23 protein-coding genes and 1 riboswitch are annotated in these 21231 nt (G+C 44.1%); of the genes, 6 read left to right on the forward strand and 17 right to left on the reverse strand.

Annotated elements, in window-relative coordinates; genetic code table 11:
* Positions 1-29: 29 nt before the first annotated feature.
* From KIT51_17140 to KIT51_17150, 3 genes are all read right to left on the reverse strand, one after another.
* Positions 30-617: a phosphoribosylglycinamide formyltransferase gene (locus KIT51_17140; GenBank protein UYN88622.1), complete on the reverse strand. Its 588-nt coding sequence runs from the start codon at positions 615-617 to the stop codon at positions 30-32.
* 115 nt (positions 618-732) lie between these two features.
* The gene (locus KIT51_17145; protein UYN86562.1) at positions 733-1578 is read right to left on the reverse strand and encodes a geranylgeranylglycerol-phosphate geranylgeranyltransferase; all 846 of its coding nucleotides are present in this window, start codon (positions 1576-1578) and stop codon (positions 733-735) included.
* Positions 1579-1653: 75 nt separating this feature from the next.
* The gene (locus KIT51_17150; GenBank protein UYN86563.1) at positions 1654-4101 is read right to left on the reverse strand and encodes a TonB-dependent receptor; all 2448 of its coding nucleotides are present in this window, start codon (positions 4099-4101) and stop codon (positions 1654-1656) included.
* A gap of 48 nt (positions 4102-4149) precedes the next feature.
* Positions 4150-4247: riboswitch (TPP riboswitch) on the reverse strand.
* A gap of 132 nt (positions 4248-4379) precedes the next feature.
* Between KIT51_17150 and KIT51_17155 the strand changes: the two genes are divergently transcribed.
* From KIT51_17155 to KIT51_17175, 5 genes are all read left to right on the forward strand, one after another.
* Entirely contained in the window at positions 4380-4874 is a 495-nt protein-coding gene (locus KIT51_17155) for an acetyl-CoA carboxylase biotin carboxyl carrier protein subunit (protein ID UYN86564.1), read from the forward strand.
* A 109-nt stretch (positions 4875-4983) separates the two neighbouring features.
* On the forward strand, positions 4984-5691 hold the full coding sequence (gene pyrH, locus KIT51_17160) for a UMP kinase (GenBank protein UYN86565.1): 708 nt from the start codon (positions 4984-4986) through the stop codon (positions 5689-5691).
* A gap of 28 nt (positions 5692-5719) precedes the next feature.
* Positions 5720-6274, forward strand: coding sequence for a ribosome recycling factor (frr, locus tag KIT51_17165; protein UYN86566.1), 555 nt, complete (start codon positions 5720-5722; stop codon positions 6272-6274).
* Between the two features lie 122 nt (positions 6275-6396).
* Positions 6397-6774: a hypothetical protein gene (locus tag KIT51_17170; protein UYN86567.1), complete on the forward strand. Its 378-nt coding sequence runs from the start codon at positions 6397-6399 to the stop codon at positions 6772-6774.
* Positions 6775-6813: 39 nt separating this feature from the next.
* Positions 6814-7860 (forward strand): saccharopine dehydrogenase NADP-binding domain-containing protein, encoded by a 1047-nt coding sequence (locus KIT51_17175; protein ID UYN86568.1) that lies wholly within the window; start codon positions 6814-6816, stop codon positions 7858-7860.
* A gap of 35 nt (positions 7861-7895) precedes the next feature.
* Here KIT51_17175 and KIT51_17180 read toward each other — a convergent pair whose 3' ends face one another.
* On the reverse strand, positions 7896-8720 hold the full coding sequence (locus tag KIT51_17180) for a glutaminyl-peptide cyclotransferase (GenBank protein ID UYN86569.1): 825 nt from the start codon (positions 8718-8720) through the stop codon (positions 7896-7898).
* Positions 8721-8800: 80 nt separating this feature from the next.
* Between KIT51_17180 and KIT51_17185 the strand changes: the two genes are divergently transcribed.
* A complete protein-coding gene (locus KIT51_17185; protein UYN86570.1) occupies positions 8801-9490 on the forward strand; it encodes a hypothetical protein in 690 nt (229 codons plus the stop codon).
* A 27-nt stretch (positions 9491-9517) separates the two neighbouring features.
* On the opposite strand, the gene KIT51_17190 is transcribed toward KIT51_17185, so the two are convergent.
* From KIT51_17190 to KIT51_17250, 13 genes are all read right to left on the reverse strand, one after another.
* On the reverse strand, positions 9518-10462 hold the full coding sequence (locus KIT51_17190; GenBank protein ID UYN86571.1) for a phosphatase: 945 nt from the start codon (positions 10460-10462) through the stop codon (positions 9518-9520).
* Positions 10463-10695: 233 nt separating this feature from the next.
* The gene (locus KIT51_17195; GenBank protein UYN86572.1) at positions 10696-11274 is read right to left on the reverse strand and encodes a sigma-70 family RNA polymerase sigma factor; all 579 of its coding nucleotides are present in this window, start codon (positions 11272-11274) and stop codon (positions 10696-10698) included.
* Between the two features lie 57 nt (positions 11275-11331).
* Positions 11332-11637 carry a WYL domain-containing protein gene (locus KIT51_17200; GenBank protein UYN86573.1) on the reverse strand — a complete coding sequence of 102 codons (306 nt, stop codon included), beginning with the start codon at positions 11635-11637 and terminating at the stop codon, positions 11332-11334.
* On the reverse strand, positions 11637-12671 hold the full coding sequence (gene selD, locus KIT51_17205; GenBank protein UYN88623.1) for a selenide, water dikinase SelD: 1035 nt from the start codon (positions 12669-12671) through the stop codon (positions 11637-11639). Before selD ends, KIT51_17200 begins: the two co-directional genes overlap by 1 nt.
* Before the next feature lie 50 nt (positions 12672-12721).
* On the reverse strand, positions 12722-13726 hold the full coding sequence (gene mnmH / locus KIT51_17210) for a tRNA 2-selenouridine(34) synthase MnmH (GenBank protein UYN86574.1): 1005 nt from the start codon (positions 13724-13726) through the stop codon (positions 12722-12724).
* A gap of 42 nt (positions 13727-13768) precedes the next feature.
* Entirely contained in the window at positions 13769-16402 is a 2634-nt protein-coding gene (locus KIT51_17215) for a carboxypeptidase-like regulatory domain-containing protein (GenBank protein UYN86575.1), read from the reverse strand.
* Between the two features lie 72 nt (positions 16403-16474).
* Positions 16475-17101, reverse strand: a complete 627-nt coding sequence (locus KIT51_17220; GenBank protein UYN86576.1) for a nicotinate-nucleotide adenylyltransferase — start codon at positions 17099-17101, stop codon at positions 16475-16477.
* A complete protein-coding gene (locus tag KIT51_17225; protein ID UYN86577.1) occupies positions 17098-17508 on the reverse strand; it encodes a PIN domain-containing protein in 411 nt (136 codons plus the stop codon). Before KIT51_17225 ends, KIT51_17220 begins: the two co-directional genes overlap by 4 nt.
* Complete coding sequence (locus KIT51_17230) at positions 17508-17765, reverse strand: hypothetical protein (protein UYN86578.1); 258 nt, start codon at positions 17763-17765, stop codon at positions 17508-17510. The genes KIT51_17225 and KIT51_17230 overlap by 1 nt, the downstream gene beginning before the upstream one ends.
* A 58-nt stretch (positions 17766-17823) precedes the next feature.
* Positions 17824-18390, reverse strand: a complete 567-nt coding sequence (gmk, locus tag KIT51_17235) for a guanylate kinase (GenBank protein UYN86579.1) — start codon at positions 18388-18390, stop codon at positions 17824-17826.
* Complete coding sequence (gene rsrA / locus KIT51_17240; GenBank protein ID UYN86580.1) at positions 18390-18650, reverse strand: mycothiol system anti-sigma-R factor; 261 nt, start codon at positions 18648-18650, stop codon at positions 18390-18392. The genes gmk and rsrA overlap by 1 nt, the downstream gene beginning before the upstream one ends.
* A gap of 4 nt (positions 18651-18654) precedes the next feature.
* A complete protein-coding gene (locus tag KIT51_17245) occupies positions 18655-19239 on the reverse strand; it encodes a sigma-70 family RNA polymerase sigma factor (GenBank protein UYN86581.1) in 585 nt (194 codons plus the stop codon).
* A 101-nt stretch (positions 19240-19340) separates the two neighbouring features.
* Entirely contained in the window at positions 19341-21197 is a 1857-nt protein-coding gene (locus KIT51_17250; GenBank protein ID UYN86582.1) for a von Willebrand factor type A domain-containing protein, read from the reverse strand.
* Between the last annotated feature and the right edge of the window lie 34 nt (positions 21198-21231).

Genomic DNA, 21231 nt, shown 5'->3' on the forward strand with positions numbered 1-21231 from the left:
AAAAGAAGGGGCTCAGGCCCCTATTTTTATTAACTACTTGAGTTAAGTATCCAATCCTCAATAACCTGAGGATACCAATAATACTCCAGCTTGTGGACCTTATTGGCAATATCTTCCGGTGAGTCGGATGGGCTGACCGGGCAAATACCTTTAAAAAGTATTTCGCCTTTATCGTAATGCTCATTGACTTTATGTATAGTAATGCCGGTTTCCGTTTCCCCGGCTTGCTTCACCGCTTCATGTACCTTCATCCCGTACATGCCTTTGCCCCCGAATTTTGGCAACAAGGCCGGATGGATATTGATAATCTTACCCGGAAATGCGCGGATAATGTTTTCCGGGATCAACCATAAAAACCCGGCTAACACTACATGGGTTATCGCATGTTCCTTCAACCACTTCAACACCTCATCCGTTTCCCTAAATTGTTTTCGGTTAAAAATAAACGTGGTAACGTTATGGTTGGCCGCCCGTACCAGCGCATAGGCCTCAGGATTATTGGAAAGCAGTGCTGTTACTTTTATTGCAGGATGATGCTGAAAGTATTTGATAATCTCTTCTGCATTGGTCCCGTTTCCGGATGCGAAAATCGCAAGTCGATATGCGGAGGTATTGATGTGCTGGTGTACTGGTGTACGAGTATGCCTCAACTTTCTTGCTGATTAAACTTTACAAATATTTTTCCTAAAAAAATAACACATAAGCACATCATCACCTCCGCACCTAAGCACATTAAACCAGGGCCATGCTTAAAATACCCAACAGCATAATCACTTTACAAAAGCTGCTTAGCCAGGAGAAATCGCGCTTGGTATCGGCTTTTATCAGTTGCATCACCAGCCAGGCCAGCGGCACAAAAAGCATCATAATGAAATAAATCAATGGCAGTTTAACATAAACCTGGTTGATAAAAAGCACCGCTGCGCCAAGTACAGCAACCATACCATAGATAAAATTTTTTGTTTTGCGTATTCCCCAAACTATGGGCAACGTTTTGCATCCATAGGTGTTATCGCCCTTCAGGTCTTCCATATCCTTGATCACTTCACGGATCAACGTCACAAAAAAAGCAAAGAGCGCATAAATTATTACCAACAAATTGTTTTGAAAGTACAGCACATTAAGCACGGCAATCGAAATACCGGTAAGCAGGGCTACTGCTAAATTGCCCACAAACGGCAGGCGCTTAAGCAGGTTGGAATAAAACCATAGCAACGACACTGAAAAAATATTAATGGCCACCATCCACCACGATAGAAAAACGCCCAAGGCTATGCCTGCCGCGGAGAGCAGGCCGTGTAATAAAATAGCAAACCTGCGGGGCACACTACGGCCAACCACCACCCGGTTTGGGTTGTTCACCAAATCAATTTTTACATCGTAATAATCATTAATAACATAACCCCCGGCAGCAATTAAGGCCGAAGAGACCGTGAGCAACAACAAACGCCAGTCGGTAAAAACATTGGCCTTTAGCAGGAACCACGCAGTAAAATACTGGGCAAACACCAGTATAAGCAGGTTCCACGTACGGGTAAGCCTGAGCAGGGCAACAATAATTCGTTTGCTGATACGCATGAACAAGGGTTGGGCAAAAGTACAAACAAGCATACTAAGTTATTGCCCAACCCTTGGGTTAAATTCCTAATGAACTTAAAACCTTGCGCTCAGCATCGCCATGAAATTACGCCCGGCCTGCGGGTAGTAATAATTTTCACGAAATTCCTCACCACCTCCAAGAAAGCCCCAGGTGTATCCGTTCGATTCATAGGCAACATCGAACACGTTATTCACCAAAAAACCCAACCGCAATTCCTTCATAAACTTTGGGCTAAATGCGTAAGATACCCGCACGTCATTCGTCAGGTATGCATCAAGCTGGCGCGTTGTTGTTGAGGTGTTGTCAAGAAATTGACGGCCAACATATTTTGTGAGCAATGAAAGTTCAGCCTGTGGTACGGGCATGTAGCGCAACACCGAACCACCAATAATGTTGGGCGAAAAGGAAATATCTGTATTGCGAAATGTTCGGGTTAGTTCATTGTATTCGTCAAAATTTGCCCCGTAATCGTAAAGTATTTCGCGGAAGGTTTCAATTTTATTCCGGCTTAACGTCAGGTTCGCATCCCAGGCCAGTTTATCCGAAAGTTTTACAGAGCCATCCAACTCAACGCCCATCCGGTAGCTTTTATCAACATTTGTTCTTATGGCTGCACCTACATCATTCAATGCCCCGGTAAGCACCAGTTGGTTTTTATAGTTCATCCAGTACACATTCATGTTCAGCACCATGCGGTCGGATTGTTTTCGTAATCCTGCTTCCAGGTTTCCCAGCGTTTCATGCCGGGGGGTTTGGTTTTGCGGGTTGTCGATAAAATCTTTCCGCACCGGTTCGCGATTGGCCACGGCATAGGAAAGGTACAGGTTCTTGCCGTTGTTCAAATCATAGGTTAGCCCGACTTTTGGATTGAAAAATGAATACTGCACGTCAACATCGAATTGATTTTGGCGATTGTCATTCCCGGCTGTTTGGTAACCAATATTCCGGTATTGCAAATCCACAAATCCATTTAAAGCCGAAGTGAGCTGATAATTGCTTTTGAGGTACACCGTGAAGTCTGTTTTCCCGGCATCGCTAAAATAGTAGCGATAGTTTTTAGGTACGGTTGTTACCTGTGCCCAGATGATTTCACCAAAATGACGACCATCGTAACGGTTCCACGCACCACCCAATACAGCATTTAACTTATCCTTGTCGAATTGCAGCGAATACGTGAACCCGTAAAAATCATTGTCGAGCCAACGCCTGCGAATAATGTTGCTTCGGGTAATGGTGGAGTCACCAATAACTACGGCAGGTAACCCGTAGCGGCTAAAGCGGTCATTGTCCCGGTATTCCTCATAAAAACCCCTGCCATACGTATAATGAAGCGCAACGTTTCCTGTAAGGAACGTGGTAAACCGATGGGATGTGTGTAATTGATAATGATCCTGGGCATAATCATCCACTTGGTTATTATAGGTATAAATATTGAACGTACGGTTGTTTGAATTGAGCAAGTGTTGCGTTTGTTCATTGGTCCAACCTTCATTGGCCGCAGTAACCAACATGGCCTCTGTATCGTTCCTCAACCGCGACTCGGGCACACCGTACCAGCTTTGATAAGTAACTTCCTTACCACCAAATACGATGGCCTTTACCAGGGTTTTTGAGGTGTAATACCCGGCAGAAAAATAATACGATGCGAGGTCAGACGAAGCCCGATCAATAAAACCATCGGAAGATATTTTTGAAACGCGTCCATCAACAGACCATCGGTTATTCATCAGGCCTGTGCCAAAACCAAGTGTGTTTCGAAAGGTATTGAACGATCCAAGCGAGTGCACATATTCTGCGTACGGTTCCTCAGCAAGGGCATTGGTTTGAATGTTGATGCTCGCGCCAAAGGCGCCCGGGCCATTGGTAGAAGTGCCCACACCACGCTGCACCTGCACACTTTGCGTAGAAGAAGAAATGTCCGGGATGTTCACCCAAAAAACACCTTGCGATTCGCTGTCGTTGTATGGAATACCATTAAGCGTTACGTTAATACGGGTGGCATCGCTTCCGCGGATGTTGATACCTGTATACCCTACACCGTTTCCGGCATCGGAAGTAGTTACCACCGAAGGCGACCAATTGAGCTGAATGGGCAAATCCTGACCGAAATTTTGTTTACGCAGCGTTTGCTTGCTAATGGTGCTGTACGTAGTGGGTGTTTTTTCACCGGCACGTGTTGCTGAAACAATCACTTCATCGGTTAAGGTTGTATTTTCTTCCAGTAAAATAACCTGTAAAGACCCTGTCGAAAGCATGGCCCGTTTGGTTTTGTACCCAACAAAACGGACTTCTGTTTCATAATCTTTACCGGGTACATCCGTAAACCTAAAGGCACCCTGCCCATCGGTTACTGCTGTTCGTTTTTCCTGAACCAACGTAACGGTGGCTCCGCTTAAGAGTTCGCTGGTTCGCGCATCGCGCACCACACCCTGCAACTGGTTTTGCGCCAGCGCAGTAAATGGCAACAGCAACAAGGCTGTCCATTTCAATCTTTTAAACATTTTTTAAGTTGTTAAAACCCGCACGTGCAGAGGGGACTGCACCATGCTTACAAGTTTTACTTGCCTTCCCTTCGGCCGCATTACCGGCATCAGGTTCTATGGGTATAATCTCAGCCCGTTGTTATGAGGCACCCCTTACTGGGCGTAAAGGTAGGAAGAAAGAAGTTAGAAGAAAGTATTTAGAATACAGAATTTCGGATTTAAAACCGAATAGCCGGCTCCTTCAAAATTCTAACTTCTACATTCAATATTCTACGTTCTAAATTCTACATTTGAACATGTTTCAGGCTACTGTAAATAATAAGTCATTTGAAATCCAAAACGATGGGGATAACCTTTTTATAAACGGGCAGCCCCTGAACTGGGACGTCCTGAAAGTTCAGGACGGGTACTTTCACATTATTCATAACCACAAAAGCTACCGGGCAGAAATTGTAAAAACCGATGCCGCAACCAAAACCTTTACCTGGAAAATCAACGGCAGGCTTTACACGGTAAACCTTAAAGACAAATTTGATTTATTGCTGGAGAAGCTGGGCATGGGCCATGCTGCCGGCAACAAAGTAAATTCTGTAAAAGCCCCCATGCCCGGGCTAATCATCGACCTGAAAGTAAAAGAAGGCGCTGCGGTAAAGCAGGGCGATCCGCTGCTGATACTGGAAGCCATGAAGATGGAGAACATCCTGAAATCACCCGGAGATGGTGTGGTGAAATCCATTAAAATAAAAAAAGGCGACAGTGTAGAGAAAGGTCATGTATTGATCGAGTTCTAAGTCACCAATACTAATATCTTCAGCGTGTCTTCGGATGGGTTGATCGCGGTTGATTATTATAACTTCTTGCCCAATCACCTTATATTTACGGGATTTTTACAAGCTATCCATGAAATACAAACGCATTCTGCTCAAACTTAGCGGGGAAGCGCTGCAGGGGACAAACAAAAATGTAAATATTGACCCGGCCGTGCTCGAACAATATTCGGAAGAGATAAAAGCATTGAAAGCGGCCGGTGTTGAACTGGCCATTGTTATTGGCGGTGGAAATATTTTCAGGGGCGGGCAGGCAGAAGCCCTTGGCATCGATCGTGTGCAAGGCGATTACATGGGCATGCTGGCCACGGTAATCAATGCCATGGCCCTGCAAAGTGCGCTTGAACGCCACGGACTCTACACCCGGCTTATGTCGGGTATGAAAATGGAACAGGTTTGCGAACCGTTTATCAGGCGCAGGGCTATCCGCCACCTCGAAAAAGGCAGGATCGTAATTTTCGGGGCGGGTATCGGCAACCCGTATTTCACCACCGATTCAACGGCAAGCTTACGGGCTATTGAAGTACAGGCCGATGTGGTTTTAAAAGGTACCCGGGTGGATGGCGTTTATGATAAGGACCCCGAAAAATTTAAAGACGCTGTCCGTTACAATACGCTTTCCTTCCAGGAGGCATATGAAAAAAACCTGAACATTATGGACATGACAGCCTTTACGTTGTGCATGGAAAATAAACTTCCCATTATTGTTTTTGACATGAACAAAAAAGGGAATTTATTGAAGGTGGCGCAAGGCGAAGAAGCCGGCACACTGATCAGTTAACATTACAGGATCTGAACGTTTACATGTTATGGAAGAAATTGAACTATACCTTGAAGATGCAAAGGAGCACATGAGCAAAGCCCTTAACCACGTAGGGCATGAGTTGACAAAAATCCGTGCAGGAAAAGCAAACCCATCGATGCTGGATGGCATTCAGGTTTCGTATTATGGGAACATGACGCCCCTCAACCAGGTATCATCACTCACCACACCCGATGCACGCACTATTTTTATTAAGCCTTGGGAAAAGAACATGATCCAGGAAATTGAAAAAGCCATACGCGATGCCAACCTGGGGTTAAACCCTCAAAATGACGGACAGCAGGTTATCGTAAACATTCCGATGCTTACCGAAGAAAGACGCAAACAACTTGTAAAACAAGTAGGACAGGAATGTGAGCATGGCCGTGTGAGTGTCCGTAATATCCGTAAAGACACCAACGAACAACTGAAAAAAATAAAGGGAGCTTCGGAAGATGATATTAAGGATGCTGAGGCCACCGTTCAAAAACTGACAGACGATTTCATCAGTAAAATTGATGCCCTGATGAAAAAGAAAGAAGCCGAAATTATGACAGTCTAAAAATGTTATTCAAAAGCATAAAAAGTCGGGTACCCCCGACTTTTTTGTTTTTAGATTGTTTACCTTCGGTAAAGGTCTGTCGGGTTTACGGAAGACCTGCTGTAAAATTAAATCAAGCAACAATGAAATTCATAAAGCGCTTCTTTCTCATCCTGCTAATCATTGGTATAGGTACACTGGCCTTTTTGTATTGGGGTGTTTACGAGCGTGGCGTTTGGGCCGGTAAAGTGCTAAGCATTTCAGAAAAAGGGATGATTTTTAAAACCCATGAGGGAAAAATTTCCATGGAATCGTTTGGGGCACTTAAAGGCGCAAGCCCCATAGCCGAAACCCGTGATTTTTCGGTTGAGAAAAGTGAAACCGAAGTGCTCAAAACACTACAGGAAGTTGCCTTAAAAGGCGATCGCGTCAACCTGCACTTCATTAAACGCTATGCAGGTTTTCCCTGGCGTGGCGATACAAAGTACTTTGTTGTACGGGTTGAACAGGCGAGCGAATAAATTCCTATCCCAAGCGTAACCGCTCATTAAAGATTTAACATGGAAAAAATAATAGTTTATGGCTCGTACGGCTACACCGGTAAGCTGATTGTTAACGAGTGCAAAAAGAAAAACCTCTCTGTCATTCTTTCGGGCCGAAACGAAGAAGCACTTAAAAAGCAAAGCGAGCAAAGTGGCTATCCCTGTAATGCTGTTGATATTGATAACCACGCAGGATTGGTAAACTTATTGCAAGAAGGCAAGGTTGTTATTCACTGTGGGGGGCCATTCCGGCATACGGCCAAAAAGATGATGGATGCCTGCCTTAAAGCCAACACACACTATACCGACATTACCGGTGAATATGAGGTTTTTGAATTACTGGCCGGCTATGATGCAACAGCAAAACAAGCCGGGCTCACCGTACTACCCGGAACCGGATTTGATGTTGTGCCCTCCGATTGCCTGGCGTTATACCTTAAAAATAAGCTACCCTCCGCCACCCATCTTCAACTTGCCTTCACCATGTCGAAAGGCGGGCTTTCACGCGGAACAAAGAAAAGTATGACCGAAGGATTGGGGTATGGCGGCATGATCCGTGAAAACGGTGAACTCGTTTCGCTTCAGCTTGGCGATAAGGTAAAGGATATTGACTTTGGTGAGTTTAAAATGAAAACCCTGTGCATACCGTGGGGCGATATCTCCACCGCCTGGCGCAGCACAGGCATCGGAAACATTGAAGTGTACACAGGCGCAACCGAAAGCATGATAAAAAACGCCAAAAGAAGCCGCTACATGAACTGGCTGTTGCGCATGAAGTGGGTAAAAACACTCATGTTAAAACAGGTCGACAAAAAACCCGGTGGCCCTTCGGAAGAGAAACTGCTTACCGGAAAAAGCTACTTGTGGGGAAAAGTTTGGAATGAGAACGGTGAGCAGGCAGAAGCCCGGCTTGAAAGCGTGAGCGGTTATTTACTTACGGCAAAAACAAGCGTGCTTATTGCAGAAAAAATACTGAACGGAAATTTTAAAACAGGGTACCAGACACCGGCCATAGCATATGGTGAAAATCTGATTATGGAGATTGAAGGATCGAAACGTTGGTAATCATTTCCTTTTATCCGGGTTGACTAAGGTTTGAATTAATTTCCTTCCTTAAACTTTATGGCCACCATATTGGGCCAAAGCTTTCCGGTAATTAAAATCATTTTACTTTTTGGTTCGTAAGCTATGCCATTCAGCACATCGGCATTGGGGTTACCCGGGTAAACGGCTTCGGCCACTTTAGTGAGGTCAAGCCTGCCCAACACGTTGCCCGTAACCGGATCGATGCGAACAATGTAATTGGTTTGCCACAGGTTGGCATACACATAGCCTTCAATATACTCCAGTTCATTCAGGTTTTTTACCGGTTTACCGTTTTCGGTAACCGTTACTGTTCGTACCGGCTTCAGCGATAGGGTATCCAGAAAATAAAGTTTATCGCTGCCATCGCTCATGATCAGGTTTACATGGTCGTGTGTTATGCCCCACCCTTCACTGTCGTATGTAAATTCGCCAAGCTTCTCATACGTTTTAAAGTCGTAAATAAAACCCTTCTTGTTTTTCCAGGTTAGCTGGTACACCTTATTGTTCAACACGGTAACACCTTCCCCAAAGTACTCCTTGTCAAGAAGTACCTTCTTGTTTTGTTTACCGGTAGAAATCTCCACTTCGGCTATCCACGAGGTTCCATGCTGTCCGGTGCTTTCAATCAGTTTGCCATTGGCTACCACCAATCCTTGTGTAAACGCATCCGTATCATGCGGAAAGATTTTAAAAATTAAATAGGGTATAGTGTTGTTCGTATCGGTTGTTGCTTCTTTTCTAGAAGAGCAGGCCGGAACCAGCAGGGCAATCAAAAAAATGACAGGAACCCTATACCATTGGCCTTTTACCCTGCGTGTTGAAAATATTCTGGATAGCATTGCAGCGTTAACCATCATCGATTAATTTTAACCAATAAAGTACAAGGTTACTGTTTTCAACTTATTCAAAACCCTCATTTATGAAAAAAATTTCCGCTCTTCTGTTTACACTCTTATGTGCAACCATTACGTATTCACAATGCAATGACTACTATGTAATGGATCAAGGCACGGAATGGACGTATGAAAATTTCGGCAAGAATGGAAAAACATCAGGCAAAAACCAGCAAAAAGTTACCGCTTATGAAAAAACCGGTAATGGCTTCAAAGCCACCGTTAACTCCGTTATGTTTAATGACAAAGGCAAGAAATTAATGGAAGGCGACCTGGAAATGACCTGCGATGGTGGCGTGTTGATTATGGACATGCGCAAGTTTATTCCGGAAGAACAACAAAAAGCTTTTAGCTCGTATGAGATGAAGATGGAAGCGGAAAACCTGGAGTTGCCTTCAAAATTATCGGCCGGGCAAACCCTGAAAAACGGCTCGATAACGATGACGGCAACCGGTAGCCCCATCCCCATGACTATGTCTGTTCAGATCACCGACAGGAAGGTGCTCGGTAAAGAAAGTATTACCACGCCAGCCGGCTCTTTCGATTGTTACAAAATCTCCAGCAAGTCAACCATTCAATCCAAAATGGGCATAAACATGACGTTTGATTTTTCCACCACCGAATGGATTGCTGAGAAGGTGGGTATGGTGAAGAGTGAATCATTTGATAAGAATGGGAAATCCAACGGTTATACCGTGCTGGTAAGCAGAAAATAAATTTAATCCCGTGAGTAGGCCTTAAGCCTACTCACAGGTTTTAGCACAACCCTCCTTCTTTACGCTTGGTTTTGACTTACCCGGATCAGGTTTTTCAAATTTTTCTTTTGCGTTCGTTGCCCATTCTTGCTTAACCTTTTTAAAGTCATTCATAAATTTTTCATTTCTGAAAAGCTCATTTACAATTTGTCGCGCCAATACCCTAGATGCCTCCGAATCGCTCGGGTAATGAACGCCAATTATTTCTCGCGAATGAGCCATGTCGTAAGCGTCTTTGAGAAACACATCCTTAAATTCCGGGGCCAACGCAGCATAAATAAATGCATTTACATACGAATTAGCTGCGTGCCCACTTGGGTAAGCGGCCCAGTTGGTTTCTTCAAGGTTCTGTAACCTTGGCTCCAGCACATACGGACGAACACGCAAAAACTGATATTTATATTTCCAGCTATAGTAGCTGGCATCTTGCCAGACATGTGCAATAAAATCGGCTGTTATCGGCAATGATTCAGGCGAAAACCAGGTACCTATAGATCGACCAATGTGAAATAAGTTTTTGCGGAATTGCGAATACAATGAATCTGTTGGAACAGCACGCGGATTGTAATATACACCAGCCATGTATAGTGCTGCGCGCACTTGATCATGAGTACGCTGTTGTTGTAAATTCAACAAGTAATTCAGTTCAGCCCGGGTTTGAGGGGAGCTGTTTGCAGGAGGGTCGGGAATTGAAAAGTTAATATTGTCATTAAGGTAATGGGGTTTTAAGCTTAAACGCCTCTCAGCCGCTTGTGCATCAAAGGGAAATTTTTGCATATCAACCTCGGCATCCTTTTTTGCAGGTGCTGGACTGAATTGCTGTAACTGCCGGTAATGTCCCCTGACCGGAGTGAGGTTTTTTACTGGACGTGATTGCGTGTATCCGGAAATTGCCAGTATAAACAATCCGGTCAGGAGAATGAATTTTTTCATGATTTCAATTTTTAGGTTAGCATCTGATAGACGAAGAATTGAATAGAAGGATGCAAAGTAAATTTCTGCGTCTTTCATGAAACACGATCGTCATCTATTCGAACTCTTTTAAAGAGGTACAAAACAGATGTTTCACTAAAATGTTAAAACCATGAAAAACTTGATCATCCAAAAAGATGGCGGCTGCTGTGGCGGTATTTGCGGTTGCTAAACACTATGAAGGTCGTGGAGCCTCAACGTTGCATCACGGCCTTCTCTTCAAAAGAAGTAGAAGCGTTGCAAGCGCAGGGAAGTTTATCCTCACAAACGATAACATTTCCGTATGCATCAGTTTTAATGTAATAAAGCTCATGCATTTTCTGCTTTAATAAAGTACGTGCACGCTGAACACGCGATTTTGCCCCTGAATAGGATATTCCTAGCCGATCGGCCAGTTCCACTTGCGAAAGATTCTGATAATCAGTCAACTCAAGCGCTTCTTTATATTTTGGTGGAAGGGTATTTATTAACGTATTCAGGCAAAAGGCCACACAGTCGTTGAAATCCTTTGGATCGGAATCGAAATCAAGCTCGCGGACATCAATGTTTCGGGATTGGCTTCGGAAATAGTCGTTTACTGTATTTCGCGTAATCTGGTAAATCCAGGCAAAAATCTTATCCGACTCTTTTACCTGGCCCGCTTTTGCGTAAACCTTGAGCAATACATCATGTACAAGGTCTTCAGCCAACGCTTTGTCTTTAACGCGTTTATTGACAAACCGGGTTAATTCACCCCGGATTTGTGTCCACGCATGTACGGCCAGTTCTTCCATGTACACATAATTTTACGAAAACAAGACGCCAAAGACTCGAAAAAGACGCAAAAAAAATCAGATATAAAACACCCAGTCTTTATACTGTCCGTCAAGCGGGTTGAAGTCATCACGTTTTACAAAGTGCAATTCGGTTATTTCAATATTTTCGATGTCGGATAATTTCAGGTTCCGGTACCCGGCCGTGCGCCCCGCCTTGGTAAAGCCCAGCTCTTGCCAGCAAAGCAGCATAATCTGGTTAGCCGATGTTTGGCAAATGCCGTAAGGATGAATGAGCCGTTCAATTGGTTCGCCTTTCATCCGTATACGGCACTTGCGTTTCTTCTCGCCTGCCTCCCAAAGTTGTTGTGTTATCTCTTCCATTAATCGAAAATGGCAATGTGTGCCGGTGTTTTGTCAATTAGGTTGCCAAAAGACTGAAGCAAAAGTCCTTGCTCACGGGTTACCCGTTCAAATTCCGGTACATGTTTTCCTTCAACACACACCAGCAACCCCCCACTGGTTTGCGGATCGCATAGTGTGAGTAATGATTCTGGTCCGATACCCGTTACCTTGCCCTCAAAACTTTGCCAGTTGCGCATGGTATTATCGGGGTAAATCATTTTTGATGTATACGCTGAAAGGTTTTTGATCAATGGAATTTTTGAATAACTAATCTCAGCAGAAAGATTGCTCCCTTCACACACTTCAAGCAAGTGCCCCAGTAATCCAAAGCCGGTTACATCGGTCATGGCGGATACATACGGTAGCGAACCGAAAAACTCCCCAACCGAATTTAATATTGTCATGATCCGAACAGCTTCCTCCACATCGTGTGGTTGGGCTAATCCGCGTTTCTGCGCGGTGGAAATAATGCCTACGCCCAGGGGTTTTGTCAGGTAAAGCACATCACCTGCCTTGGCTGTATTATTTTTTTTCAGATGAGGTTTGAGAACGGTTCCGGTAACGGCCAAACCAAAAATCGGTTCGGGGCTATCGATGCTATGCCCACCAGCAAGCGGAATATTAGCCTGATCACAAATGGATTGTGCGCCAGCTAAAACCTGCTGCACTATCTCCACCGGAATTTTTTCTACAGGCCAACCCAAAATAGCCAGGGCCATAATCGGTTTTCCGCCCATGGCATACACATCGCTTATGGCATTGGTAGCGGCAATGGCACCAAACGAAAACGCATCGTCAACAATGGGCATAAAAAAGTCCGTGGTGCTGATGATACAGGTGCCGTCAGTAAGCTCACACACTGCAGCATCATCTTTCGATTCGTTGCCCACCAACAGGCCGGGGAAAATTTTTCTATCGTGTGAGGATTGTAATATCTTTTCCAACGTAGCCGGGGCAATTTTGCATCCGCAACCTGAGCCGTGAGAGAATTGGGTAAGTTTGAAATCTGTCATAAATAATTCTCTATCCGTGGTCTGTGTCGACACAGACCATGGGGTTTGCTTTATGTGTTTAAAAGATCGTTCAGAGCCTCATCCAAGCGCTGACCATCCCATGATATCCGCTTCACTACTCGGTTTTGCTTTCGCTCCAGTCCATTGCGGTAAGCCTTGTCATAATAGGTTAACAAAATATCGATCGTGCTACTCCAATCGTTTTGCATTAATTTTTCAGCAGCGGCATTAAAATGTTGGCCACCAAGTTTTTTTGTAATCTTTTTCATAGCCTCCAAAAACTGATCGGGATTCGTTTGGCTGTACTCATTCACCAATCGTTGAATCCGATCTTTTTTCGGAACATCAATTTCCACCACAGGCGACCGACCCATGGTACGCCACAACGGTTCAGGCAAAAATATTCTTCCAATGGCAATGGATTCGTCTTCAATCCAAATACGTTTGGATAAATCCAGCTTTAAAAGACATTCGAATAATTCATTCTGAAATTGCTCTGTAGTAGGTTGCGCAGGCAGGTTAAGTCCGCCAAACACAGAACCTTTATGCAGTGCAAGGTGCTCCAGGTCTATTACCTGTTCACCCGTAGCTTTCAAAGCACGAAGAATTTCACTTTTGCCGCTACCGGTTTCCCCCCCTATTACCATAAGTTTGAACGGAAGCGAAAATGAAGCAACTGCCTGTTGCCGGTAAGCTTTATATCCGCCCTTTAGTGCATATGTTTTAACGCCTGCCATTTGCACGAACCTGCAAAAGTTAGCTGAACGCATGCCGCCACGCCAACAATGTACCAACAACTCACCATGGGCTATGCGAAGGGTTTCATCGATAATATCATTTAAACGGGGACCGACCAACCGAAAGCCGGTTTTAATGGCTTCCAATTGTCCTTTCTGTTTGTAATCGGTACCTACTGCAATGCGTTCCTGATTATTGAGAAGGGGAATGTTGATTACGCCCGGAATATGCCCTTCGGCAAACTCTCCTTCTGACCGTACATCCACAGCGGGAAGTTTGTGCCGAATCTTTAAGAATTCATCAAGGGCAATAAACATGTGCGAAAGGTACCAAAAAAGTAACCTTCAACTTATTACTTGTCAGTTATCGGAGAAGCGCATGGCTATGCCTGTGGTAATGCCTATGCGAAAACCGTAATTGAGATATTTGCCGTCCTGAAAACCAACGGCTGCTTCCAGCCTGAAAACGCGCAAAATACCGTCTATTGAATAACCCACCTCGGTATAGTTTCGCGAGGTTGGTGTAGCCAGGTAGTTGACAAAAATATTTTCGCGAATACCGAACATGCGCACTTCGGGTATGTTGGTCAACAATAATTTCCTGAACTGATAATGCACATTAGCCGCAAAATATTTATCAGCGGTGCTGTAGCGGTAGTAATCCAGTAAACGGTAGCTGCCTACCGGATCGGTGGTAACAAACGGTGTACGATTGCCCAGAAAATGTTTATAATCCATAAAGGCCATGCTGTCCGTATTCAGAAACACTCCCCCCAACAAAGAAAAATGTAAGCGTCCGCGCACACCCACCGGAACCTCATGTTTAATGCCGGCCTCAACCTGATCAAAATCAATTTTACTTTCCAGTATGCCTGAAATACCCTTTCGGTAACTTAATAGCAGTGTGGGGGTGGAGCTTTCAATTTCACTCTTGCGACCGTTTCTGATCCTGTATTTTAACCATGGCCTTGCACTTAAATGGATTCCGGCAACTACGGCCTGATGCTCATTGAAACTGGTGCTTGTCAATTCATTGTTCACCGGTGCATTGGGCGTGTATCCCTCCACCTTATCGCGGTTAACCCACTTATAATTGGTGTTGTTAAACAATTCACGCCTCGTTGCCCACGATGCCGTGGCTTCAGCCGTAAATTTTGGGCTAAACCTTCTTCTGTAAAGCACATCAACATAGTCACGTTCATAAATCTTCATCAGGTTCTCTTCCAGGAACAGGGTAGTAAATGTGTTGGTTATGGGCAGTATGGGTTCATCGGGATTGAATTGTTTTACGTAGCGACCACCCTGCACTTCGAACCGGTAATTTTTGTTGCGTAACCTGAAGGTGAGGTTGCCTGAAAATTTTTCGCGCGCGAAGGCATAGCGAAACGCAGGCATAATGTTGAGCCTGGTTTTGGTGGTGTCTTGCAGAATGGTGCCAAAGTTCAACCGGTAAATCAGGGCATAGCCCTCCACCGTGTTAAACCACAACTCCGGGAATTTAATCTCAATGTTAGCGTGCTTCGACACTTTGTATACGTCACCAACAAGCAGGTCCCACGGTTGAAAACCTTTCTTATTTTTTTGCGACCGCTTCACCGTGTCTCCCTCTTCTTTCTTCTGCTCTTCAATGGCAAGGCTATCCGTTTTACGGTAGCCCTTTATTTCTTCAAGGGTAAGCGGTACCGGACGAATAGCTGCCCAGTAGGCTGAATCTTTCTTATAAGCTCCGCTGTCAATCTTGAATGATGTATTGGAGACCACATCCGGCTCTTTGGATTGCTTTATCTCTTCTTTTTCGTACTCTTTAATTATCGAACGAAGTTCTTTTCGGGTAATCTCTTTATCGGAAGCCAGCCGCTCCTGCAATTGCTGTTCCTTTTGGCTGTTGCGCTTTTGGATTTCCTTTGCTTCTTCTTTAAAAATCTTTTCATCAACAACCTTCATTTCCTCCACCACAAGGTCCGGGTTCAGTTCAATCTGGTAATCACTTACCGTGGCCAGGTAGTTGTAAATAAATTCGAAACCAAAAAACCTTCCGTCTATATCAAACTGTTGCGAAACCGGTAACCAGGCCTGCCCGGTTGGGGTGTTCAGGTGGGCTTTGTCTTCAATGGGGGCGTACACCTGCTTTACATTTATGCGAATACCCAGTTTGGTAGTTTTCAAATCCAGGCTGTGTATCGACCACCAGTCCTCTACAATAAAAATAGTTCCTTCCACCACATTGTCACCACGCGATCGCGGGGTCACTTTAATCTGGCTTACCTCATAGTTCCGGTCTTTAAACGTTCCCTGGTATTCAAACTTGTAGTAGCCAAAAGCTGTGGGTGAAAGGGGCGAAACCGTTTCAGCAATTACCGGCTCATAAAAACTTCCGAATATAAATGCGTTGGGCGATGTGTTGTTGTCTTTTCCATCGCTGCGAATGGAAATTACCCTTTCTTCAAATGTATTTGGGCGTTTGTATTTGATTTCGCTAACCGATTCGGAAATAAAAACACGGTCCTTCTCAATACCTTCCTTTTCCAAAGCCTTTTTTGCCAACCAGGGGTAATCAACCAATTTTCCTTTCCCCTTTATATAAACGCGCGCGGTATATTGATTTAGTTGCTGGGTGTGGTACCTGGCTTTTGAAATAGCTTTGCGCATGATGGTGTAGGCCGGATCTTCCGAGCCTGATATGGTTACATTTTGCAGCATAACTACTTGCTGCTTCATCGTTATGTTAAGCTCACTAAAAGTGCTACCCACTGTTACAGTATGTTGTTGGGTTTCGTAACCTACATATTGGTAAACTAACGTGTAGGTACCGGCCGGAAGCGATAGTTCATAAAACCCATCCTGATTGGAAACTGTACCCGTGCCTGTTTCTTTTACATAGATTGTGGTATAAGGAAGTACCGACCCTTCGTTTGAATTAATCGTACCCCTTACACCGCCTGCCTCGCAAAGAAGAATCCCAAAACTGAATACTGTTAGCAGGAGGTTACGCATGGTGACGGACTGGTAAACAAATTAAACTGAATACTGTGTGCAGACGATGATCATGATCATTTCGTTGCCTGATTACTGATAAAATTTTTTTGCCCGGATGATAGCCTCAACTGCATCGGGAACAAGGTAACGCACAGATTGACCTTTTCTGATGCAATTGCGGATAAATGTTGCAGAAATATCCATCATCGGTGCTTCAACCATAGTAACGTTTGGATGACGACTAAGTTCAGTAATGGTTACATGGACGCGGCCTTCCCCGACTACGCCAGACATGCGGGCCTGCCCGACTGCGCCAGTCAGGCGGGGGTAAACATACAAGCCATAATCCTCCAGAATACGCTCGTAATTCTTCCATTGGGTGAAGTTGGCCAGGTTATCTTCACCAATAATTACTTTAAACTGTTTGTCGGGATGCTTCGCAGATAAATGAACAAGTGTGTGTATGGTGTAATTGGGTTTGGGTAAATGAAACTCAACATCCGATACTTCCAACTTATAATTTTCATAAACGGCAGCCCGCACCATATCATACCGATCGAAGTCGTGCAACAAGCTTTTGCTTTGTTTATGCGGATTGTGTGGCGTGACTATGAACCATACTCTCTCCAAATCGGTGGTTTCAACCATAATGTTGGCAATGATCATGTGCCCGGTATGGATGGGATTGAAGGAGCCAAAGAAGAGACCGATTTTCAATTTTCTAAAGATTTCAGGAACTGCACTGGTGCTTGAACGGGTATTGAGGAAGATGTATAATCACGTGTATTGCGGGTAACTATTACATCTGCCTGAATATTTTGTGCACAATGGAAATGTAGCGCATCTTCAAAATCCTTAAATCCAGATTTTAATGCATTCTCAAATTCTAATTTTGTGAGACTTACTACATCTGTCCAAACCATCATCTCCTGAATTACAGAGATCGGATTCTTTTTAGCCTTCCGAACAACATAGGCAACATTTGCCAGAGACAGTGATGAAGTGAATAGAGAATTTTTGTGGGTAATGCGTGATGCGATTACTCTCTCTGCATAATCCGAGAATGGCTTTCGGTCTAGAACAAAATCCAAAAGCAAATTGGTATCCAAAAAAAACTTTTGCATTATTTCAAATGCTTCTCCAAAATATAATCAGCTATTAGATCTTTATAATTTAAATCTTTCGAAACACCCCTGGCTATCCCTTTAAATTTTCGGAGATTTTCTAACATAATCTTCCTTTCTTTAGCCTCTGGGCTCTCATGAATTGAGGAGATATGCTCTTCGAAAAGTTTAGAAATACTTGTACCCCTTTTTTTAGCGTATCGCTTAGCTTTGGCAGCCAATTTAGCGTTCACACTAAGTGTCAGTTTCGTTGTCATAAATCTGCTCCTATGTAAAGTTACTTAAAGCGAGGTTACTAGTTCAAATGAAACACCATTATCTTTTAAAATCATCATACAAGCGCTGTGCCTCCGCTAACGACTTTTCCAGATTTTCATTAACCAGCACCACATCAAATTTGTCGGCAAAAGTCATCTCAAACTTGGCTTTGAATAACCGCTGCGACAAGCTGGCATGCGATTCCGTACCTCTTCCGCGAAGGCGTTGTTCAAGTATTTCCATGGATGGAACTTTTACAAAAACAGAAAGTGCCTTGTTGCCAAAATATTTTTTTAACGCCAACCCGCCCTTAACATCCACATCGAATATAACATTCTTCCCTTCATCCCAGATTCGCTGTATTTCAGTTTTTAATGTACCGTAGTAGTTCCCTTCGTACACCTCTTCCCATTCAATAAACTCATCCTGATCAATTTTCTTTTTAAATTCTTCGGGTGTGAGGAAATAATAATCTTTTCCGTGTTCTTCTTTACGGCCACGTTTGTCGCGGGTAGAGGCAGAGATGGAAAACCCGAGGTCGGGGTTGTGGGCCAATAAATGTTTTACGATAGTAGTTTTTCCGGAACCGGAAGGCGCGCTGAAAATAATTGCTTTACCAGCCATTAATGCGGAATGTTTTGGCTGATTTGATTCTTGATTCGTTCCACCAGTTCAGGTGGTGCCCCGTTTCCATTGCATTTTGATTTTATGAGCATTTTTATGGTTACCTCCAGGCTGTACGACTTGTAGCAAGGCATGCATTCATCAAGGTGGGCTTTAAACTGATGTTGTTGCTCCGGTGTAGCGTCACCATCCAGCACCAATTGAAGCATTTCCATGCATGAAAGCTTTTTACCTTCGGGTGAGTTGGTAGAGTCAGGCATAGGCTCAGGTATTTTTATATCCCATTTGTTTGGCGTAATCACTTAACTTTTCCTTCAGCAGGTTACGGGCCCTGTGCAGGCGGCTACGAACCGTACCAATAGGAATATCTAAAATTTTTGCCATCTCCTCGTACTTAAAACCCTCCAGGTCGCAAAGAATGATAACCGTGCGAAAATCAACATCCAACGAATTTAATGCGTTGGATATTTCGTCACCGATCATATCCTGCAACGACTCTACCCGTAAATCCGGTGTGATCTGCCGATCAACATCATCGGAATTATAGTAGGTCTCAACTTCCTGATAATCGACTTTGGCCGGCTCTTTACTTTTCTTGCGGTAGTCATTAATAAAGCTGTTCTTTAAAATGCGGAACAGCCATGCCTTGGCATTAGTTCCGCGCTCAAACGAATGTATAAAACGAAAAGCTTTCAGGTAGGTATCCTGTACCAGGTCATTCGCATCGTCTTCATCGAAGGTAAGCCGGTAGGCAAAGTTGTACATGGAGTTGATGTGGGGCATAAACTCATCATGAAAAACCTGTAATTTCTCTGCCTCGGTATAGTTTTGCCGTATTTCCTCTTCCATGGATTCCAAAAGTAACAAATCGTTGTTTAGACAAAAAATAAATAAAAATAAAGTCGTTGCGGATTACACAACGACTTTACGGGCAAAGGCCAACCGGGTGATTATCGTTTTGCCATCACTCCGCCAAACGACTTCACCATGTTGATGAACTCAATGCGATAGCCTTCTTTGTCAATTCCACGGGCGCCTTGTGCCAGTTGCACAACATCATTATACGAATAGGATTTCACATACTCTGACTCGCGCAGCAGCATACCAAATGCTGCAACCGATGCCGACCACCTGAAATTATCGGATGTTTTTTCAAGGGAAACCTGGTTATCGTTCATCGGGTGTACGATCAGTTTACTGGTATCACCATCGGGCTGTTTGTAGCGAAACTTTACGGTCATCAATTCATTTGACCGGGCAGCAGCAGGATCGATCTTTATGGTTTGATATTTCAGCGGATCGATTTTAAAGAATTCGCTATCAACACCAACTGGAATTATTTCATACAAGGCCGTTACGGTATGGCCTGAGCCTAAATCTCCGGCATCTTTCTTATCGTTGTTGAAGTCTTCACTCTTCAGCAACCGGTTTTCGTAGCCGATTAGCCGGTAAGCTTTTACTTTGGCAGGGTTAAATTCCACTTGCAGTTTTACATCTTTTGCAATGATGAACAAGGTTCCGCCAAATTCATTTACCAGTACTTTTTTAGCCTCTGTCAAATTATCAATGTAGGCGTAATTACCATTGCCCTTCATGGACAAGGTTTTCATTTTTGAATCTTTATAGTTGCCCATGCCATAACCCAGCACCGTTAGAAACACTCCGCTTTGTTTTTCCTCTTCGATCAAACGTTCCATGGCAGCATTGCTGGATTCACCCACATTAAAATCACCATCGGTGGCGAGGATAACCCTGTTATTACCGCCCTGTTTAAAATGCTTTTTAGCCGTGGCATACGCTAATCGTAATCCGGCACCCCCGGCTGTTGATCCTCCGGCTTCAAGCCTGTCGAGCGCTTCAATTATCTTCTTTTTCTCAGCACCCGATGTTGGCTCAAGCACCAACCCTGCCGCTCCGGCATATACCACGATCGATACGTGATCTTGCGGGCGCAACTCATTGACCAATAATTTGAAAGATGACTTCAGCAACGGTAAACGGTTGGGCATATCCATTGAACCTGAAACATCAATTAAAAACACAAGATTTGATGGAGGTAAATTTTCTGTAGGTATGCGTTTGCCCTGCAACCCAATATGCACCAGCTTATGCTGCCTGTTCCAGGGCGCAGATGAAATTTCGGTAATGATATTGAACGGGTGCTCACCTTTCGGCTGGCTATAGTCATAATCGAAATAGTTTATCAGTTCTTCAATCCGTACGGCATCTTTCGGTGGGCGTTGACCATTATTTAAAAACCTGCGCACATTACTGTACGAGGCCGCATCCACATCAATTGAAAAGGTGGAAAGCGGGTTCCGTAAGGCATCGTGAAAAATGTTTTCGTTTATACCGTCATATTCCTCGGTGTTAAAAGCAGGCAAACGGTATTCAGCCGGATAGTGAGAAGGGGCCATGTAATAGTCGGCTGATGGGCCAATCTTTTCGGCCCTTTTATAATCCCTGCCTGGGTAGCTATGCCCGGTTACAACTACTTCGCTTAATTGGGTTGCATCCACCAAAAGTTGCACATCAACAACACTTCGCGACCCGGTTTTTATTTCCTGGCTTACAAACCCAATAAAAGAAAAAATCAAAGTCCCGCCACCAGAAGGCACCTGGATAGAATATCGGCCATGCGCATCGGTAACCACACCTGTTTTGCTTCCCTTCAGCACTACATTTACTCCGGGCATTGGACTACCATCTTCTGCGGAGGTAACCTTGCCGCTAACAACCCGTTCCTGCAGGTTAAAGCCCATGCTGGTAAACAACAGGGTACTCAAAATGATAAATTGCGTTTTCATGTTTGTTTTGTTTGGTTTACGTGGATGAGATGCA

The organism is Cyclobacteriaceae bacterium (assembly GCA_025808415.1).
Lineage (GTDB): Bacteria > Bacteroidota > Bacteroidia > Cytophagales > Cyclobacteriaceae > UBA2336.

What these genes read in the sequence shown, in the direction of transcription:
- KIT51_17145 (UYN86562.1), bottom strand. Translation starts at nt 1,578, where the DNA reads ATGCGTATCAGCAAACGAATTATTGTTGCCCTGCTCAGGCTTACCCGT.
- KIT51_17150 (UYN86563.1), bottom strand. Translation starts at nt 4,101, where the DNA reads ATGTTTAAAAGATTGAAATGGACAGCCTTGTTGCTGTTGCCATTTACT.
- KIT51_17155 (UYN86564.1), top strand. Translation starts at nt 4,380, where the DNA reads ATGTTTCAGGCTACTGTAAATAATAAGTCATTTGAAATCCAAAACGAT.
- pyrH (UYN86565.1), top strand. Translation starts at nt 4,984, where the DNA reads ATGAAATACAAACGCATTCTGCTCAAACTTAGCGGGGAAGCGCTGCAG.
- frr (UYN86566.1), top strand. Translation starts at nt 5,720, where the DNA reads ATGGAAGAAATTGAACTATACCTTGAAGATGCAAAGGAGCACATGAGC.
- KIT51_17170 (UYN86567.1), top strand. Translation starts at nt 6,397, where the DNA reads ATGAAATTCATAAAGCGCTTCTTTCTCATCCTGCTAATCATTGGTATA.
- KIT51_17175 (UYN86568.1), top strand. Translation starts at nt 6,814, where the DNA reads ATGGAAAAAATAATAGTTTATGGCTCGTACGGCTACACCGGTAAGCTG.
- KIT51_17180 (UYN86569.1), bottom strand. Translation starts at nt 8,720, where the DNA reads ATGCTATCCAGAATATTTTCAACACGCAGGGTAAAAGGCCAATGGTAT.
- KIT51_17185 (UYN86570.1), top strand. Translation starts at nt 8,801, where the DNA reads ATGAAAAAAATTTCCGCTCTTCTGTTTACACTCTTATGTGCAACCATT.
- KIT51_17190 (UYN86571.1), bottom strand. Translation starts at nt 10,462, where the DNA reads ATGAAAAAATTCATTCTCCTGACCGGATTGTTTATACTGGCAATTTCC.
- KIT51_17195 (UYN86572.1), bottom strand. Translation starts at nt 11,274, where the DNA reads ATGGAAGAACTGGCCGTACATGCGTGGACACAAATCCGGGGTGAATTA.
- KIT51_17200 (UYN86573.1), bottom strand. Translation starts at nt 11,637, where the DNA reads ATGGAAGAGATAACACAACAACTTTGGGAGGCAGGCGAGAAGAAACGC.
- selD (UYN88623.1), bottom strand. Translation starts at nt 12,671, where the DNA reads ATGACAGATTTCAAACTTACCCAATTCTCTCACGGCTCAGGTTGCGGA.
- mnmH (UYN86574.1), bottom strand. Translation starts at nt 13,726, where the DNA reads ATGTTTATTGCCCTTGATGAATTCTTAAAGATTCGGCACAAACTTCCC.
- KIT51_17215 (UYN86575.1), bottom strand. Translation starts at nt 16,402, where the DNA reads ATGCGTAACCTCCTGCTAACAGTATTCAGTTTTGGGATTCTTCTTTGC.
- KIT51_17225 (UYN86577.1), bottom strand. Translation starts at nt 17,508, where the DNA reads ATGCAAAAGTTTTTTTTGGATACCAATTTGCTTTTGGATTTTGTTCTA.
- KIT51_17230 (UYN86578.1), bottom strand. Translation starts at nt 17,765, where the DNA reads ATGACAACGAAACTGACACTTAGTGTGAACGCTAAATTGGCTGCCAAA.
- gmk (UYN86579.1), bottom strand. Translation starts at nt 18,390, where the DNA reads ATGGCTGGTAAAGCAATTATTTTCAGCGCGCCTTCCGGTTCCGGAAAA.
- rsrA (UYN86580.1), bottom strand. Translation starts at nt 18,650, where the DNA reads ATGCCTGACTCTACCAACTCACCCGAAGGTAAAAAGCTTTCATGCATG.
- KIT51_17245 (UYN86581.1), bottom strand. Translation starts at nt 19,239, where the DNA reads ATGGAAGAGGAAATACGGCAAAACTATACCGAGGCAGAGAAATTACAG.
- KIT51_17250 (UYN86582.1), bottom strand. Translation starts at nt 21,197, where the DNA reads ATGAAAACGCAATTTATCATTTTGAGTACCCTGTTGTTTACCAGCATG.